Here is a 13,580-nt window from a genome sequence, read left to right as displayed (position 1 = left end):
GATTGCACCCCAAGGGCACTTCCTCGCGCTGCGCGCTCAGGGCGCCACGTCGGCCTGCGGCCTCCTCGCAATGACAAATCGGGGGCGTTTTCCATTTTAACGGCAGCTTGTACGAACTGCAAGTGCGTCGCTGGGCCCGGCTGTCCCCCCCCTACAACATAGCGGGCAGCGGGGCAGTCTCTGCCGGTCATCCCACGGCGGACAGGCAGAACTCATACAGCGGCAGGAGGGCGTGCAGCGTATCGCGGACGGTCTCGGCCAGCCGTGGCGTATACAGCTCATCCCCCAGCGGGCACTCGCGCATCATTGATACATTGCGCAGGCTGTAATATGGCGCAAGACGCTCGTCCGGCGTCTGCTTCGGGCGGACATAGGCCCGGCCGCCGAGCTGCAGGCCCGTTTCCCGCTCCGCGCGGGCAGCCATCTGCAGAAATTCCTCCGTCCGGTCGCCGAGCTGGGTGCGCCAGCGCTCCATGGCGGCCGCGCGCGGGTTCCACAGCAGCAGGCCGTAGCTGTAGCCCTCGCTCGTCAGCTCGAAAAACAGGCACGGGTGCTCCAGCCAGCTTGCGCCGTCGTGGCGCAGGCACATCCACGACGTTTCCTTATACGGCACGGGCGGGTGCATGCGCATATCGCGGTAAATGCGTGAAACGCGCATCCGCAGGCCCTCGACGCCCGTGAATGCGGCCTCGACGTCCGCCGCCAGCGCCTTCATCGGCTCCCAGAGGAAGCGCTGATAGTCGGCCTTGTGCGCCTCGAACCATTCGCGGTTGTTGTTCAGGCGAATTCCCCACAGAAAATCGATCGTCTCGGGATAAAATCCGGTAAAGCTCATTGTCATACTCTTTTCTGATTCAAAATTAGACGGCGGCAGGAAGCGCTTCCTGCCGCCGTTTTCCTGCCGCCGTTTATTATACCCGCTGCAGCGCCCGGCTGCAAGCCTCAAATGGAAAACCACACGCGCTCCTCCGCGCCGCGGGAAAAGCCGAGCCGGTCATACAGCCGCATGGCGCGCCCGTTCTCCTCTGCGCACGTCAGGCGCACTTCCGGCCCTGCGCACCGGGCCGCCAGCGCCCGCACGCAGCGTTCGCCCGCGCCCGGCTGCAGAGCTGCCACTGCCAGCAGCTCACTGCCGCGCACGCGGCCAAGGCCGATGCGCTCCGCACCGTCCCAGATCCACAGGGCCTCGCCGCCCGCGGCCAGCGCGCGCTCCTCCGCCGGGCTGCAGCTCTCCGCTGCGGGCACGGCCCGGAAGCGCGCATTGTATTCCCGCGCCCAGTCCGCTGCCGTTTTTTCCGTGACGGGAACAAGGCGCACCGCCTCCGGCGCGGGCAGCAGCGACTCCCGCGGCGCGCTGCGCCCGAGAATGCGGATGGCGGCCGGATAGCCGGAAAAATCCGCTTCGCCCGCGGCGAACAGCCGCTCCGCACCCGCCGCACGGCAGAAGCCTGCGCATTCGGCAAGCAGACCCTCCAGGGTGCCGAACACGCCGCGTACCAGTATATAGCCCTCGCCGCGGAACGGGACCTCACGCAGGATCAGCGTGGCGATGCCGTCCGGGCAGGAAAAGACCGGGATATCCTTCATTGCTTTTTCTCCGTTTCGGCGCGGCGAGAGGGGAGACGGAGCGGTTCAGTCCTCCGTGCGCCGCCGCGCGACCTTTGTTCCGCCGCCCATGGCGCTCAGCTCGCGCATGCACGACGCACATACGCGCCGGTTGTGATATTCGACCAGCGCTTCACTGCGGCTGCAGAACACGCAGCGGGGCGTGTGCTTCTGCAGCACGATCCGGTCGCCGTCCACGGCGATCTCCACCGTGTCGCGGTCCGCCAGGTCCAGCATGCGCCGCATTTCCACCGGGATCACAACGCGGCCCAGTTCGTCCAGTCTTCGGATGATACCCATTGCTCTCATTGCGCAGTCCCCCCATTTCTGTTTTTGCGCAGAATCCGGTCAGATTACATCTTCATTATAGCATTTTGTCTAACTCTGTCAAGCTCTTTATGCAAAATTCGGAAAAGCTTTCCATATAGTGCTACAGAAGATGTCCGGGAGGGGTACACGATGGTCATGGGATGGATCTGGACGGGAATGGTGCTGCTTGCGCTCGGCGCGGCGGTGCTCACGGGGCAGACCGGCGCGCTGACGGCCGCCGCACTGGAGGGAGCGGCCTCTGCGATCCGGCTGGCGCTCGGCCTTGCCGGGGCGCTGTGCCTTTGGAGCGGGGCGGCAAAGGCGCTGGAGCGCGCGGGGGGCATGCGGGCGCTGGCCCGGCTTGCCCGGCCGGTCTTCCGCCGCCTGTTCCCGCAGACGGCGCAGGACGAGACGGCCATGGGCTACCTGACGGCCAATGTTGCGGCCAACCTGCTGGGGCTTGGCAATGCGGCCACGCCCATGGGCATCGCCGCCGTGCGCCGGATGCAGCAGCGCTCCGGCAGCGCCCGCGCCACGGACGAGATGTGCCGCCTCATCGTGCTGAACACGGCGTCCATCCAGCTGCTGCCCACGACCGTTGCGGCCGTGCGGGCGGCAAACGGGGCCGCCGCGCCGTTTGACATCCTGCCCGCTGTCTGGCTCACGTCCGTGTGCTCCGTGGCGGCCGGGCTGCTTGCGGCGTTCCTCTTCGGGAGGGCGAGCCGTGCTTGACCTGCTCATTCCGATGCTGCTGGCCGCCGTGGCCATTGCGGCGCTCGCACGGCGGCAGGACCTCTATGCCGCCCTGCTCGAGGGCGGGCTGGACGGTCTGCGGCTGCTCGTGTCCATCGTTCCGGCCCTTGTCATGCTGCTGACGGCCGTGCATCTGCTGCGCGCCTCCGGGGCTGTGGATCTGCTCACCAGCCGGCTCACACCCGCGGCGCGCGTGCTCGGCCTGCCGCCGCAGGTGCTGCCGCTGGTGCTGCTTCGGCCGGTCTCCGGCTCTGCGGCGCTGGCTGTCGGTGCGGACCTCATGGCGCAGTATGGCGCGGATTCGCTCATCGGCCGGACGGCCGCCGTTGTGCTCGGCAGCACGGAGACGACGTTTTATACCATTTCCGTCTATTTCGGCGCGGCCGGGATCCGCCGCACGCGCTATGCCGTGCCCGCGGCGCTCATCGCCGATTTGACGGGGTTTCTGGTCGCTGCGCTGACGGCGCGCTTTTTATAGACCGCAGAGCCAGCGGATGGCGCGGCGGTAGCCCTCGAAGCCGAGACCCTTGAAGTGCGCGCCGCAGGCCATGCCGGCGTAGGAAATGCGGCGGAACGGCTCCCGCGCGTCGATGTCCGTCAGATGGACCTCGGCCGCAGGCAGGCGGACGGCCTTGAGCGCGTCGAGCAGGGCGACGGACGTGTGCGTATAGGCGGCGGCATTGATGACGAGGCCGTCAAACACGCCGTGGGCCTGCTGCACCCACGTCACAAGCTCACCCTCAAAATTGCTCTGCCGGATCGTGACCGCGGCCCCGGCCTCCTGTGCCGCCGCGCGGATGAAGCGCTCGAGGGCGGCATAGTCCTCGCGGCCGTAAAGCTCCGGCTCGCGCAGGCCCAGCAGGTTGAGGTTCGGGCCGTTCAGCACCAGAATGTTCATGTCCATGCCTCCAGAATTTGCCGGACGGTCTCGTCCGGCGTGCCGTTGTTGTCGGCCGTGCCGTCGGAAAAGCGGGCATAGGCCGCGGCGCGCTGCGCGTAAAGCGCCTCCGGCGTCGTGCGCCGGCTCACGGGCCGCCCGGCGACGGGCAGCCGGTCGAGCGCGCGCTGCAGCCAGATGACGGCGGCGTTCTGCCGCAGCAGCGGCTCGTTTTCCGGCCGGGTGACACAGCCGCCGCCCGTGGCGATGACGCAGCCGGAACGCCTGCCCAGCTCCGCCAGCAGGGCCGTCTCCTCTGCGCGGAAGGCAGCCTCGCCCTCGCGCGCGAAAAATGTCGGGATATCGCAGCCGAAGCGCCGCTCCAGCTCCTCGTCCGCGTCGAAAAAGTCGCGGCCCAGCCGCTGCGCCAGCAGGCGGCCGACGGTCGTCTTGCCCGCGCCGGGCATGCCGATGAGGATGAGATTGCGCATGCGCTTCTGCAGCGTGTCCGTGACGGCCGCCGTGCGCGCCGGGTCGATGGGCCGCTGCAAAAACAGCTCCGCCGCGCAGCGGGCCTGCTCCGCCAGCATGGAAAGACCGTTTTCGGCCCGGAGGCCGAGCCGGTCCGCCTGCTGCAGCAGGGCCGTGCGCGCGGGGTTATACACAAGGTCCAGCACGCACCGGCACTGCGGCACCCGCCGCAGGTCGAGCGGCGAGATGCCGTTTTCGGGATACATGCCGACGGGCGTCGCGTTGACGACGAGCCGCGCGTCCGCATGCTGCTCGATCATGTCGTAGGTCACCGGCCCGCGCCGGGAGATCACGACGACCTCGGCGCCCTGCGCCCGCAGCACGGCCTGCACCGTCTGCGAGGCTCCGCCGGAGCCGAGCACAAGGGCCTTTTCGCCGGGCGCAATGCCGCCGCCCCGCTCCAGAAGCAGGCGGAAGCCGTCGGCGTCCGTGTTCGCGCCGTACAGCGTGCCGTCCGCCCGGCGGACGAGCGTGTTCACGCTGCCGGTCTGCTTTGCCATGGGCGAGAGCGCCGCGCAGAACGGCACGACGGCGCGTTTATAGGGGATGGTCACGTTCAGCCCGTCCCACGCCGCGCCGTGAAGAAAGTCCGCCAGCCCCTCCGGCGGAACCTCGAACAGGTCATAGGAATACGCGCCGAGCATGGCGTGAATTTCCGGGGAATAGCTGTGGCGCAGGTGCTCGCCCAGCAGGCCGCAGCGCAGGCTCGCGCCGGGGGCGGGGCTGCTTTCCTGCCAGTCACGGCTCGCGGCGCGCAGGGCCCCGAACCAGGCCTGCATACCGGGCTGCAGGGCCGGGGCTGCCAGCTCCGCAAGCCGGGCACGGATTTCCCGCTCCCGCTCGGGCTGCAGGACCGGCAGGCCCTGCTCCCGCTTCACGGCTGCAATGCGCGCGGCCACGTCCATCCGGCGGCGGTACAGGGCCGCGAGTTGGGCGTCCAGCGCGTCGATATCCTGCCGCAGATCGTTCAAAGCTTCCATATCCGTGCCTCCAGTGCGGCGTCCAGCACCGCAAGCGCAGCTGCAGCCTCTACGCAGGGCACGGCGCGCGGGACGATGCAGGGGTCGTGCCGCCCGCGCAGCTCCAGCGTGACGGGCGCGCCGTCCGACAGGCGCACCGTCTGCTGCGGCAGGGCGATGGACGGCGTGGGCTTGAAGGCCGCGCGGAATACGATCGGCATGCCGGTGGAAAGCCCGCCGAGGATGCCGCCCGCGTGGTTCGTGCGCGTGTGTACCGCGCCGTTTTCCATGCAATATGGGTCGTTGTTTTCACTGCCGCGCAGGGCTGCGCCCGCAAAGCCGCTGCCGAACTCCGCGCCCTTCACGGCGGGGATGGCAAACAGCGCCTGCGCCAGCCGGTTTTCCAGCCCACCGAACATCGGCGCGCCGACTCCGGCGGGCAGGCCCGTCACGGCACACTCCACCACGCCGCCGACGGAGTCCCCCGCCGCTGCCGCCGCCGCGATCTCCGCGCGCATGGCCTCGCCTGCCGCGGTATCCAGCACTGGAAAGCCGCTGCCCGGCCGCTCCGGCGCAAGGGGATCGAACGCGCGGTCCGGGATGCTCCCGATCTGCGCGATATGGGCGAAAATCTCCACGCCCTGCGCCGCCAGCAGCTGCAGGCACAGGCCGCCCGCCACGCACAGGGGCGCGGTCAGCCGCCCGGAAAAATGCCCGCCGCCCGAGGCGGCCTGTGCGCCGTGATATTTTACGGCGGCGGGGTAGTCCGCGTGCGACGGACGGGGCGTATCCTCCAGCCCGGCATAGTCCGCCGGGTGGGCGTCGCCGTTGGGCAGCACGGCCGTCAGCGGCGCGCCGCAGGTCCGGCCGTCCGCAAGGCCGCTCAGGAATTCCGGGCGGTCCGCCTCGCGGCGGGCGCTCGTCAGGGCGCTGCGCCCCGGCGCGCGCCGGTCCAGAAAGGTCTGCAGGGCTTCGGGATCGAGCCGGAAGCCCGCGGGGAAGCCGTCGAGGCACATGCCCACGGCCGGGCCGTGCGATTCACCAAAAAGCTGTAATTTCAGCACCGTTCCGAAGCTGCTGCTCATCTGCTCTCCTCCGTTCCGCTCCGCAGTCCGGCAAGCGTTTGCCAGAAATGCGGGTCCGATTTTTCCACACATTCCGCCCCGCGCAGCCGCACATCGCAGCGTGCCGAGGCGATCGCGGCCAGCATGGCGATGCGATGGTCGCCGCAGGCGTCCACCGTGCCGCCTGTCAGCCTGCCGCCTGCGATCTCCAGCCCGTCCGGCAGATCCCGCACGTCTGCACCGAGAGCGCGCAGTGCGGCGGCGATGCTCGCGAGCCGGTCGCTTTCCTTATAGCGCAGCCTTGCCGCGCCCGTGATCCGCGTCGTCCCGGCGGCGCAGGCCGCCAGCAGAGCCAGCGGCGGGGCCAGATCGGGCGTGCTGCGCACGTCGAGGCTGCAGCCGTGCAGCGGCGCGGGACGGACCGTCACGGCGTCTGCGTTCTGCTCAACTTCTGCACCAAAGCGGCGCAGATCCTCCAGAATCACGCGGTCGCCCTGCCCGGACTCCGCCTGCAGGCCCGTGACCGTCACCGGCCGCGAGAGCGCGCCCGCCGCAAGCCAGAAGGCCGCGTTCGACCAGTCGCCCTCCGCCCGGACCGCGCCGGGGGAGCGGTACCGCTGCCCGCCGGGGACGGCCCAGCCGTCCGGGAGCGGCTCCGCGGCGATGCCGAAGCGCCGGAGCGCCGCAAGCGTCATGGCGATATAGCCCGCCGATTCCGGCGGTGTGGCCGCGCGCAGCTCTGAGGGGCCGGAAAGCAGCGGCAGGGCGAACAGCAGGCCGGAGAAAAACTGGGACGAAACATCCCCCGGCAGCAGAAAGTGGCCGCTTTCCAGCCTGCCCGCGCAGAGAAGCTCGCCCGGCGCGGGGCGGCTCAGCCGGACGCCGTGTGCCTCCAGCGCCTCCCACAGCGGGCCGAGCGGCCGCTGCGGCAGGCGGCCGTGCAGACGGAACGTCGTTTCTCTCCCGAGCGCCGCCGCCACGGGCAGCAAAAAGCGCAGCGTCGCGCCGCTTTCGCCGCAATCCGCCGCGCCGTGCGCCTGCTCCGTGACCGGCTGCACCCGCAGTGTCTTTCCGTCCGCCGTCACGCGCGCGCCGAGCGCCCGCAGGCAGCGGCACATCGCCTGCACGTCCGCGGCGTCCGAAGCGCCGTGCACGACCGTCTCGCGGTCGGCCAGCGCGGCGCACAGCAGCAGCCGCTGCAGCTGCGATTTTGACGCAATGGAGGCAACTCGCCCGCCGAGCGGGCCGTGCGGCAGGAACAGCTCCATGTCACATTCCTCTTTCAAAAATATCCGCCAGCGTGTCCACCGGGACCTCCCGGAGCACGCAGTCGCCGATGGCGCGGGGAATGACGAGCGTGATGCGCTCTCCCGCGCGCTTTTTATCCGCCAGTGCGGCCTGTGCCAGCTGCTCCGGCGAAAATTCCGTTCGGGTGGGCAGGCCGAGCTTTATGAGCGCAGCCTCGATCTCTGCGGCATCGCGGCAGAAGGCCCGCGCCATTATGGCAAGGCCGATGGCCACGGCATGGCCGTGCGCAATGCGGTAGCCGCTGAGTGTCTCGATGGCGTGCCCGGCCGTGTGGCCGAGGTTCAGCAGCTGCCGCGCACCGCGGTCGAATTCGTCGGCGCACACGGCGTCCCGCTTGCAGGCGATGCAGCGGGGCAGGACCGTCATGCGGTCGAAGTCTGTGCCGCGCGCGGCCAGATGGGAAAACAGGTCCGGGTCGAACAGCACGGCCGTCTTCAGCGCCTCGGCGCAGCCGTCGCGCAGGATGGCGGGCGGCAGCGTGTCCAGCAGCTGCGGGTCGCACACGACGGCGGCGGGCTGATGGAACGCGCCGACGAGGTTTTTGCCCTCCGGCAGGTCGATGGCCGTCTTGCCGCCGACGGACGAATCCACCATGGCAAGCAGCGTCGTCGGCACCTGCACCAGACGGATGCCGCGCAGCCATGTCGCGGCCGCAAAGCCCGCCAGATCGCCGATGACGCCGCCGCCGAGCGCAACGACCGTGTCGGCGCGGGTCAGGCCCGCCTCGGCCAGCTTATGGAGCAGGGCGGCATACTGCGCCAGCGACTTTGTCTCCTCCCCGGCGGGGAGGATGGCCGGAACAGCGCGCACACCCGCGTCCCGCAGTGCGCGGCAGGCGCGCTCCAGCAGGAGCGGAGCCACATGCTCCTCGGTTACGACAAGGGCCGCCGTTCCCGAGGAAACATAGCGGCCGAGGTCGTCCAGCAGCCCCGGCGCGATGTCCACGCGGTAGGGCTGCGAAACGGGAATGTCGATCTTCATCTGCAGGCCTCCCGCACGGCGTGCAGCCGCTGTGACAGCGCTGCCAGCTCCTCCGGCAGCAGAGCCTGCGCCCCGTCGCACCGGGCGTGCAGCGGGTCAGGGTGCATCTCCGCCATCACGCCGTCGGCTCCGCAGGCCGCGGCAGCCAGCGCCAGCGGCGTCACAAGGGCCGCGCGCCCGGCCGCATGGCTCGGGTCGACGAGGACGGGGAGATGGGTCATTTCATGCAGGGCGGGCACGGCCGCAAGGTCGAGCGTGCCGCGCGTAAACGTGTCGAACGTGCGGATACCGCGCTCGCAGAGCATCACGCGCGGGTTGCCCGCCGCCAGAAGATACTCCGCGCTCAGCAGAAGCTCCTGCAGCGTTGCGCCGACGCCGCGCTTGAGCAGCACCGGCTTTTCGCTGCGGCCGAGCGTCCGCAGCAGGTCATAGTTCTGCATATTGCGCGCGCCGATCTGGATGACGTCCACATCGGCGAACGCGTCGAGCTGGGCGGCGCTCATCAGCTCGGACACGACGGGAAGCCCCGTCTCGTGCCCGGCGGCGATGAGCAGGCGCAGCCCCTCTGCGCCCAGTCCGGAAAAATCATAGGGAGAGGTGCGCGGCTTGAACGCCCCGCCGCGCAGCAGGCAGACGCCCGCGGCCTTGGCCTGCCGGGCTGCCGTAAAGATCTGCTCCTCCGATTCCACGGCGCACGGCCCCGCGATCAGGCCGAAGTTCCCGCCGCCGAAGCGCGCGCCGCCCACGGAGACGACCGTCGGCTCTGGGTGCAGGCGGCGGCTGCACAGGGGATAGGGCTCCGTCAGCCGGAGGACGTCCTCCACGGCCGGGAAGCGCGCCGCAAGGCTCGGGTCGATGCGAGAAATGTCGCCCGTCAGGCAGAAAAACGGCCGCTCCGGCGTGCCGGTGACGCGGACCTCCGCGCCAAGCTCCCGCAGCCAGGCAAGCAGGCGCTCCTGCTCCGCCTGCGGGGCATGCTGTTTCAGCAGAATGACCATCGGGCCGTTCCTCCTTCTCGCTTATTCTGCCGCCGGCATCCGGCTGAGCGGGCGGATCTTCTTCCGATACAGGCGGAGGAACAGGATGACCGTCATCGCCAGCGAGGCGACCTCCGCGATCGGGAAGGCGAACCAGACGGCGTCGATGTTCCCGGAAAGCGACAGCAGGTAGGCCACCGGAAGCAGCACGACCAGCTGGCGCGCGATGGAGACGATCATGCTGTAGACGCTGTTGCCGAGAGCCTGGAACACGCCGCCGACGATGATGCACGCGCCTGCGAACACGAAGGCGAGGCTCATGGTGCGCAGCGCCGGGTCGCCGACGGCCAGCATGTCCGCATTGGCGTTGAACAGGCCGAGCAGGACCTGCGGGATGAGCTGGAAGGCCGCCACGCCGATCACCATCAGCGCCGTTGCGCCGAGGATGCCGCACTTCAGCACGCCGAGGATGCGCTTCGGCTTCCGCGCGCCGTAGTTATAGGCCGCAATAGCCAGCGCGGCGTTGTTGATGCCGAACACCGGCATGAAGATGAAGCTCTGCAGCTTGTAGTATGCGCCGAAGACGGCCGTGCCGACCTCACCGAGTCCCACGCGGACGTGCTCAAAGCGCATGAGCACGAGATTCATGCCGTAGTACATCACCGAGCCGATGGCAACCATGATCATGGACGGCACGCCGATGGCCAGAATGCGGCCGATGAGCTTCCAGTCCGGGCGGAAGCCGCGCAGATGCAGGCGGACGTCCGGATTTTTGCGGTGGTTGAGGATCATGGCCAGAATAAACGCCACGATCTGGCCGAGCACCGTGGCCACGGCTGCACCGGCGACCTCCATGCGCGGCAGGCCGAACAGGCCGAAGATGAGGATGGGGTCAAAAATGATGTTCAGGACCGCGCCGGTGCCCTGTGTGAAGAGAGTGTAGATCGTGCGACCCGTGGACTGGAGCAGGCGCTCGAAGATGATCTCGCCGAAAATGCCGAACGAGGCGATCGTGATGATGCGGATATAGGCCGTGCCGTAGGCAATGACGGCTTCGTTCGACGTCTGGGAGCGCATGAAGAGCTCTGCGCAGAAAATGCCGAACAGAGCGCTGAGCAGCATGCCCAGCCCGGCCAGAAAGACGCCGTTCAGGGCGGAGCGGTTCACCATGTCCGCATCGCGTTCGCCGAGCGCGCGCGACAGCAGGGCATTGACGCCGACGGCCGTGCCCGTTGCGATGCCGATCATGATGTTCTGCACCGGGAAGGCCAGCGAAACGGCGTTGAGTGCGTCCTGATTAACGTCCGAAATTTTCGCGACAAAGGCGCTGTCGACCACGTTGTAAAGCGCCTGCACCAGCATGGACAGGGCCATCGGCAGCGCCATGGTCAGCAGCAGCCGCCCAATGGGCATCGTGCCCATCTTGTTCTCCTTCAAACTACTCATTGCTTTCTTTCTCCTAACCATAATCATACAGTTTATATTATAGAGGAGATGGTTATGGAATGCAAGGCCCTGCCGCGGCATGCGGCGGGCTGTCGAAAGAACCGGCAATTTGCACAAAAATCAGAAATCCGTCAACATTTTCCCGCGCGTTGTGCTATACTGGAAGGAAACACGTCCCGGCTTTTCCGGGACCCAGAGGAGGAACGCCCTATGACGACCGATCAGCTCAGCGCCCTGCTTGCGCAGGACCCCGCCGCGGTGCTGGAGCATGACCGCAGACTTTATGAACAGCAGATCGTCCGCGCGGCCGATCTCATCGCCGCCCATGCGCAGGAGCGCCCGGCCGTGCTGCTGGCGGGGCCGTCCGGCTCCGGCAAGACGACGACCGCCCTGCTCATCGAGCGGGAGCTGGACCGCCGCGGCATGGAGACGCACACGCTCTCCATGGACGACTATTTCTGCCCGCTCACGGAGCGGGAGCTGGAGCTTTTCAGCCGCAACGAGCTGGACCTCGAGCGCCCGTCGCGCGTCGACGTGCCGTTTTTCCAGGAGCAGCTCGGCAAGCTGCTGGCGGGCGAGGAGGTGGAGCTGCCGCACTATGACTTCAAAAACAGCGTCCGTGTCTTCGATGGCCGCACGCTGCGCAGGCGGCCCGGCGAGCTGGTCATTCTGGAGGGCATCCACGCCCTGAACCCGGAGGTCACGGGCTATGACGGCCGCACGACGCGCATCTATGTCAGCGTCCGCACGCGCATCACCCCGCGCAGCGGCCATCCGCTCCATCCGTCGAAGATCCGTCTCGTCCGCCGTATGCTGCGCGACAGCACGGGCCGTGGCCGCGCCCTGTCCGAGACCATCGCCATGCGCGAGCGCGTCGACCGCGGCGAGCAGCGCTATATCATGCCCTTCAAGCCGCGCGCCCACGGCAGCATCGACTCGTTCTATTCCGCCGAGCTTGGCGTCTACCGTCCGCTGCTGCGGGACGAACTGGAGCGCCTTGCCCTGCCGGAGCTGTCAGATGTGGTCGAGGTCATGCGGGAGCTGCCGGACGTCCCGGCGGATCTCGTGCCGCAGGATTCCCTCCTGCGCGAATTCATCGGCGGCAGCACGCTGCCTTACTGAGGAGGAACCATGAAAAAATACCTTGTCGCCCTCGATCAGGGCACGACGAGCAGCCGCGCCATCGTCTTTGACCGCTCCCAGCAGATCGTCGCCTCCGCGCAGAAGGAATTCCCCCAGCTCTACCCGCAGGCGGGCTGGGTGGAGCACGATCCGCTCGAATTATACTCCAGCCAGTACGGCGTCATGATGGAGGCCATCACGCGCGGCGGCATCGACCCCGCGGAGATCGCCGCCATCGGCATCACGAACCAGCGCGAGACGACCATCGTCTGGGAAAAGGCCACGGGCCGCCCCATTTACCCTGCCATCGTCTGGCAGTGCCGCCGCACGGCCGCCCTGTGCGACCGGCTGCGCGCCGACGGGCTGACGGAGCACATTCGGGCCGTCACGGGCCTTGTGCCGGACGCCTATTTCTCGGCTACAAAAATTCGGTGGATCCTCGACCATGTGCCCGGTGCGCAGGAGCGCGCCGAGCGCGGTGAGCTGCTGTTCGGCACAGTGGATTCGTGGCTCGTCTGGAAGCTGACGCGCGGCCGCGTCCACGCCACGGACGTGACGAACGCCTCACGCACCATGCTCTTTGACATCCGCCGCCTCGACTGGGACGAGACGCTCCTGCAGGTCCTGCGCATCCCGCGCTGCATGCTGCCGGACGTCCGCCCGAGCAGCGGCGACTTCGGCACCTGCAACATCCAGGGCGTGGAAATTCCCATCGCGGGCGCGGCGGGCGACCAGCAGGCCGCGCTGTTCGGCCAGTGCTGCTTCGCCCCCGGCGAGGCCAAGAATACCTACGGCACGGGCTGCTTCCTGCTCATGAACACGGGCGAGACGCCCTGCGTCAGCCGCCACGGCCTTGTCACGACCATTGCGGCCGGGCTCGGCGGCCATGTGACCTATGCCCTCGAGGGCAGCGTCTTTGTCGGCGGGGCCGTTATCCAGTGGCTGCGCGACGAAATGCGCTTCCTCAGCGAGGCAAGCGACGCGGAGTATTATGCGCAGAAGGTCGACTCCACCGGCGGCGTGTATTTTGTCCCGGCCTTCACGGGCCTCGGCGCGCCGTATTGGGATATGTATGCCCGCGGGGCCATCGTCGGCATCACGCGCGGCACGAAGCGCGAGCACATCATCCGCGCTGCGCAGGAATCCATCGCCTACCAGAGCATGGACCTCGTCGCCGCCATGGAAAAGGACACCGGCGTGCCGCTGCGCGAGCTGCGCGTCGACGGCGGGGCGAGCCGCGATGCCTTCCTCATGCAGTTCCAGGCGGACATGCTGGCCACGCCGGTGCGCCGCCCCGTCATCCGCGAGACGACGGCCCTCGGCGCGGCGTATCTGGCCGGGCTCGCCGTCGGCATCTGGCACGATCCGGACGAGCTGCGCCGCCAGTGGCGGTGCGATGTCAGCTTCCTGCCGCATATGACGGCCGAGCAGCGCGAAAAAAATCGCCGCGGCTGGGCAAAGGCCGTCGGCAGGAGCCTCGATTGGGCGAAAGAAGAGTAAGCGGAAAATGACGCGAGGCCGCCGATGATGCGCTGTAGGGGAGCGGACAGCCGGGCCCGGCGCAATGCTGCCGATCCGAACAGGCTATCGCCAAAACGGCACCGGCCCCCCGAATTGTCATTGCGAGGCCCCAAAGGGGCCGAGGCAA

The 13,580-nt window shown here is 68.4% G+C and carries 14 protein-coding genes; 4 read left to right on the top strand and 10 right to left on the bottom strand.

Annotated elements, in window-relative coordinates; all coding sequences use genetic code 11:
• Positions 1 to 187 precede the first annotated feature (187 nt).
• The 3 genes from WMO66_RS13535 to WMO66_RS13525 form a co-directional block, all read right to left on the bottom strand.
• Positions 188 to 835: a DUF2461 domain-containing protein gene (locus WMO66_RS13535; RefSeq protein ID WP_349136936.1), complete on the bottom strand. Its 648-nt coding sequence runs from the start codon at positions 833 to 835 to the stop codon at positions 188 to 190.
• Between the two features lie 107 nt (positions 836 to 942).
• Positions 943 to 1,587: an N-acetyltransferase gene (locus WMO66_RS13530; protein ID WP_349136935.1), complete on the bottom strand. Its 645-nt coding sequence runs from the start codon at positions 1,585 to 1,587 to the stop codon at positions 943 to 945.
• A 45-nt stretch (positions 1,588 to 1,632) separates the two neighbouring features.
• Entirely contained in the window at positions 1,633 to 1,914 is a 282-nt protein-coding gene (locus tag WMO66_RS13525) for an AbrB/MazE/SpoVT family DNA-binding domain-containing protein (RefSeq protein WP_349136934.1), read from the bottom strand.
• 150 nt (positions 1,915 to 2,064) lie between these two features.
• Here WMO66_RS13525 and WMO66_RS13520 point away from each other — a divergent pair, with 150 nt between their 5' ends.
• Together WMO66_RS13520 and WMO66_RS13515 are read left to right on the top strand one after the other, a co-directional pair.
• Complete coding sequence (locus WMO66_RS13520) at positions 2,065 to 2,646, top strand: nucleoside recognition domain-containing protein (RefSeq protein WP_349136933.1); 582 nt, start codon at positions 2,065 to 2,067, stop codon at positions 2,644 to 2,646.
• Positions 2,639 to 3,145: a spore maturation protein gene (locus WMO66_RS13515; RefSeq protein WP_349136932.1), complete on the top strand. Its 507-nt coding sequence runs from the start codon at positions 2,639 to 2,641 to the stop codon at positions 3,143 to 3,145. The genes WMO66_RS13520 and WMO66_RS13515 overlap by 8 nt, the downstream gene beginning before the upstream one ends.
• On the opposite strand, the gene WMO66_RS13510 is transcribed toward WMO66_RS13515, so the two are convergent.
• Genes WMO66_RS13510 through WMO66_RS13480 form a run of 7 tightly spaced genes read right to left on the bottom strand, consistent with a single transcriptional unit; the run spans position 3,140 to position 10,810 of the window.
• The gene (locus tag WMO66_RS13510) at positions 3,140 to 3,565 is read right to left on the bottom strand and encodes a type II 3-dehydroquinate dehydratase (protein WP_349136931.1); all 426 of its coding nucleotides are present in this window, start codon (positions 3,563 to 3,565) and stop codon (positions 3,140 to 3,142) included. The genes WMO66_RS13515 and WMO66_RS13510 overlap by 6 nt on opposite strands.
• Positions 3,562 to 5,055 (bottom strand): shikimate kinase, encoded by a 1,494-nt coding sequence (locus WMO66_RS13505; RefSeq protein ID WP_349136930.1) that lies wholly within the window; start codon positions 5,053 to 5,055, stop codon positions 3,562 to 3,564. The genes WMO66_RS13510 and WMO66_RS13505 overlap by 4 nt, the downstream gene beginning before the upstream one ends.
• Positions 5,043 to 6,119, bottom strand: coding sequence for a chorismate synthase (aroC, locus tag WMO66_RS13500; RefSeq protein ID WP_349136929.1), 1,077 nt, complete (start codon positions 6,117 to 6,119; stop codon positions 5,043 to 5,045). Before aroC ends, WMO66_RS13505 begins: the two co-directional genes overlap by 13 nt.
• Positions 6,116 to 7,366, bottom strand: coding sequence for a 3-phosphoshikimate 1-carboxyvinyltransferase (gene aroA / locus WMO66_RS13495; RefSeq protein ID WP_349136928.1), 1,251 nt, complete (start codon positions 7,364 to 7,366; stop codon positions 6,116 to 6,118). The genes aroC and aroA overlap by 4 nt, the downstream gene beginning before the upstream one ends.
• 1 nt (position 7,367) lies before the next feature.
• Positions 7,368 to 8,387 carry a 3-dehydroquinate synthase gene (aroB, locus tag WMO66_RS13490; protein ID WP_349136927.1) on the bottom strand — a complete coding sequence of 340 codons (1,020 nt, stop codon included), beginning with the start codon at positions 8,385 to 8,387 and terminating at the stop codon, positions 7,368 to 7,370.
• Positions 8,384 to 9,385, bottom strand: a complete 1,002-nt coding sequence (aroF, locus tag WMO66_RS13485; protein ID WP_349136926.1) for a 3-deoxy-7-phosphoheptulonate synthase — start codon at positions 9,383 to 9,385, stop codon at positions 8,384 to 8,386. The genes aroB and aroF overlap by 4 nt, the downstream gene beginning before the upstream one ends.
• Before the next feature lie 21 nt (positions 9,386 to 9,406).
• Entirely contained in the window at positions 9,407 to 10,810 is a 1,404-nt protein-coding gene (locus WMO66_RS13480) for an MATE family efflux transporter (protein WP_349136925.1), read from the bottom strand.
• A gap of 210 nt (positions 10,811 to 11,020) precedes the next feature.
• On the opposite strand from WMO66_RS13480, the gene WMO66_RS13475 reads away from it, so the two are divergent.
• Complete coding sequence (locus WMO66_RS13475; protein ID WP_349136924.1) at positions 11,021 to 11,932, top strand: uridine kinase family protein; 912 nt, start codon at positions 11,021 to 11,023, stop codon at positions 11,930 to 11,932.
• Between the two features lie 9 nt (positions 11,933 to 11,941).
• Positions 11,942 to 13,432: a glycerol kinase GlpK gene (gene glpK, locus WMO66_RS13470; protein ID WP_349136923.1), complete on the top strand. Its 1,491-nt coding sequence runs from the start codon at positions 11,942 to 11,944 to the stop codon at positions 13,430 to 13,432.
• Positions 13,433 to 13,580: the final 148 nt, after the last annotated feature.

Origin of the sequence: Faecousia intestinalis (assembly GCF_040096185.1) — a bacterium.
Taxonomy (GTDB): Bacteria; Bacillota; Clostridia; order Oscillospirales; family Oscillospiraceae; genus JAZOXB01.
This window is presented reverse-complemented; position numbering and strand designations above follow the sequence as displayed.

What these genes read in the sequence shown, in the direction of transcription:
- WMO66_RS13535 (WP_349136936.1), bottom strand. Translation starts at nt 835, where the DNA reads ATGAGCTTTACCGGATTTTATCCCGAGACGATCGATTTTCTGTGGGGA.
- WMO66_RS13530 (WP_349136935.1), bottom strand. Translation starts at nt 1,587, where the DNA reads ATGAAGGATATCCCGGTCTTTTCCTGCCCGGACGGCATCGCCACGCTG.
- WMO66_RS13525 (WP_349136934.1), bottom strand. Translation starts at nt 1,914, where the DNA reads ATGAGAGCAATGGGTATCATCCGAAGACTGGACGAACTGGGCCGCGTT.
- WMO66_RS13520 (WP_349136933.1), top strand. Translation starts at nt 2,065, where the DNA reads ATGGTCATGGGATGGATCTGGACGGGAATGGTGCTGCTTGCGCTCGGC.
- WMO66_RS13510 (WP_349136931.1), bottom strand. Translation starts at nt 3,565, where the DNA reads ATGAACATTCTGGTGCTGAACGGCCCGAACCTCAACCTGCTGGGCCTG.
- WMO66_RS13505 (WP_349136930.1), bottom strand. Translation starts at nt 5,055, where the DNA reads ATGGAAGCTTTGAACGATCTGCGGCAGGATATCGACGCGCTGGACGCC.
- aroC (WP_349136929.1), bottom strand. Translation starts at nt 6,119, where the DNA reads ATGAGCAGCAGCTTCGGAACGGTGCTGAAATTACAGCTTTTTGGTGAA.
- aroA (WP_349136928.1), bottom strand. Translation starts at nt 7,366, where the DNA reads ATGGAGCTGTTCCTGCCGCACGGCCCGCTCGGCGGGCGAGTTGCCTCC.
- aroB (WP_349136927.1), bottom strand. Translation starts at nt 8,387, where the DNA reads ATGAAGATCGACATTCCCGTTTCGCAGCCCTACCGCGTGGACATCGCG.
- aroF (WP_349136926.1), bottom strand. Translation starts at nt 9,385, where the DNA reads ATGGTCATTCTGCTGAAACAGCATGCCCCGCAGGCGGAGCAGGAGCGC.
- WMO66_RS13480 (WP_349136925.1), bottom strand. Translation starts at nt 10,810, where the DNA reads ATGAGTAGTTTGAAGGAGAACAAGATGGGCACGATGCCCATTGGGCGG.
- WMO66_RS13475 (WP_349136924.1), top strand. Translation starts at nt 11,021, where the DNA reads ATGACGACCGATCAGCTCAGCGCCCTGCTTGCGCAGGACCCCGCCGCG.
- glpK (WP_349136923.1), top strand. Translation starts at nt 11,942, where the DNA reads ATGAAAAAATACCTTGTCGCCCTCGATCAGGGCACGACGAGCAGCCGC.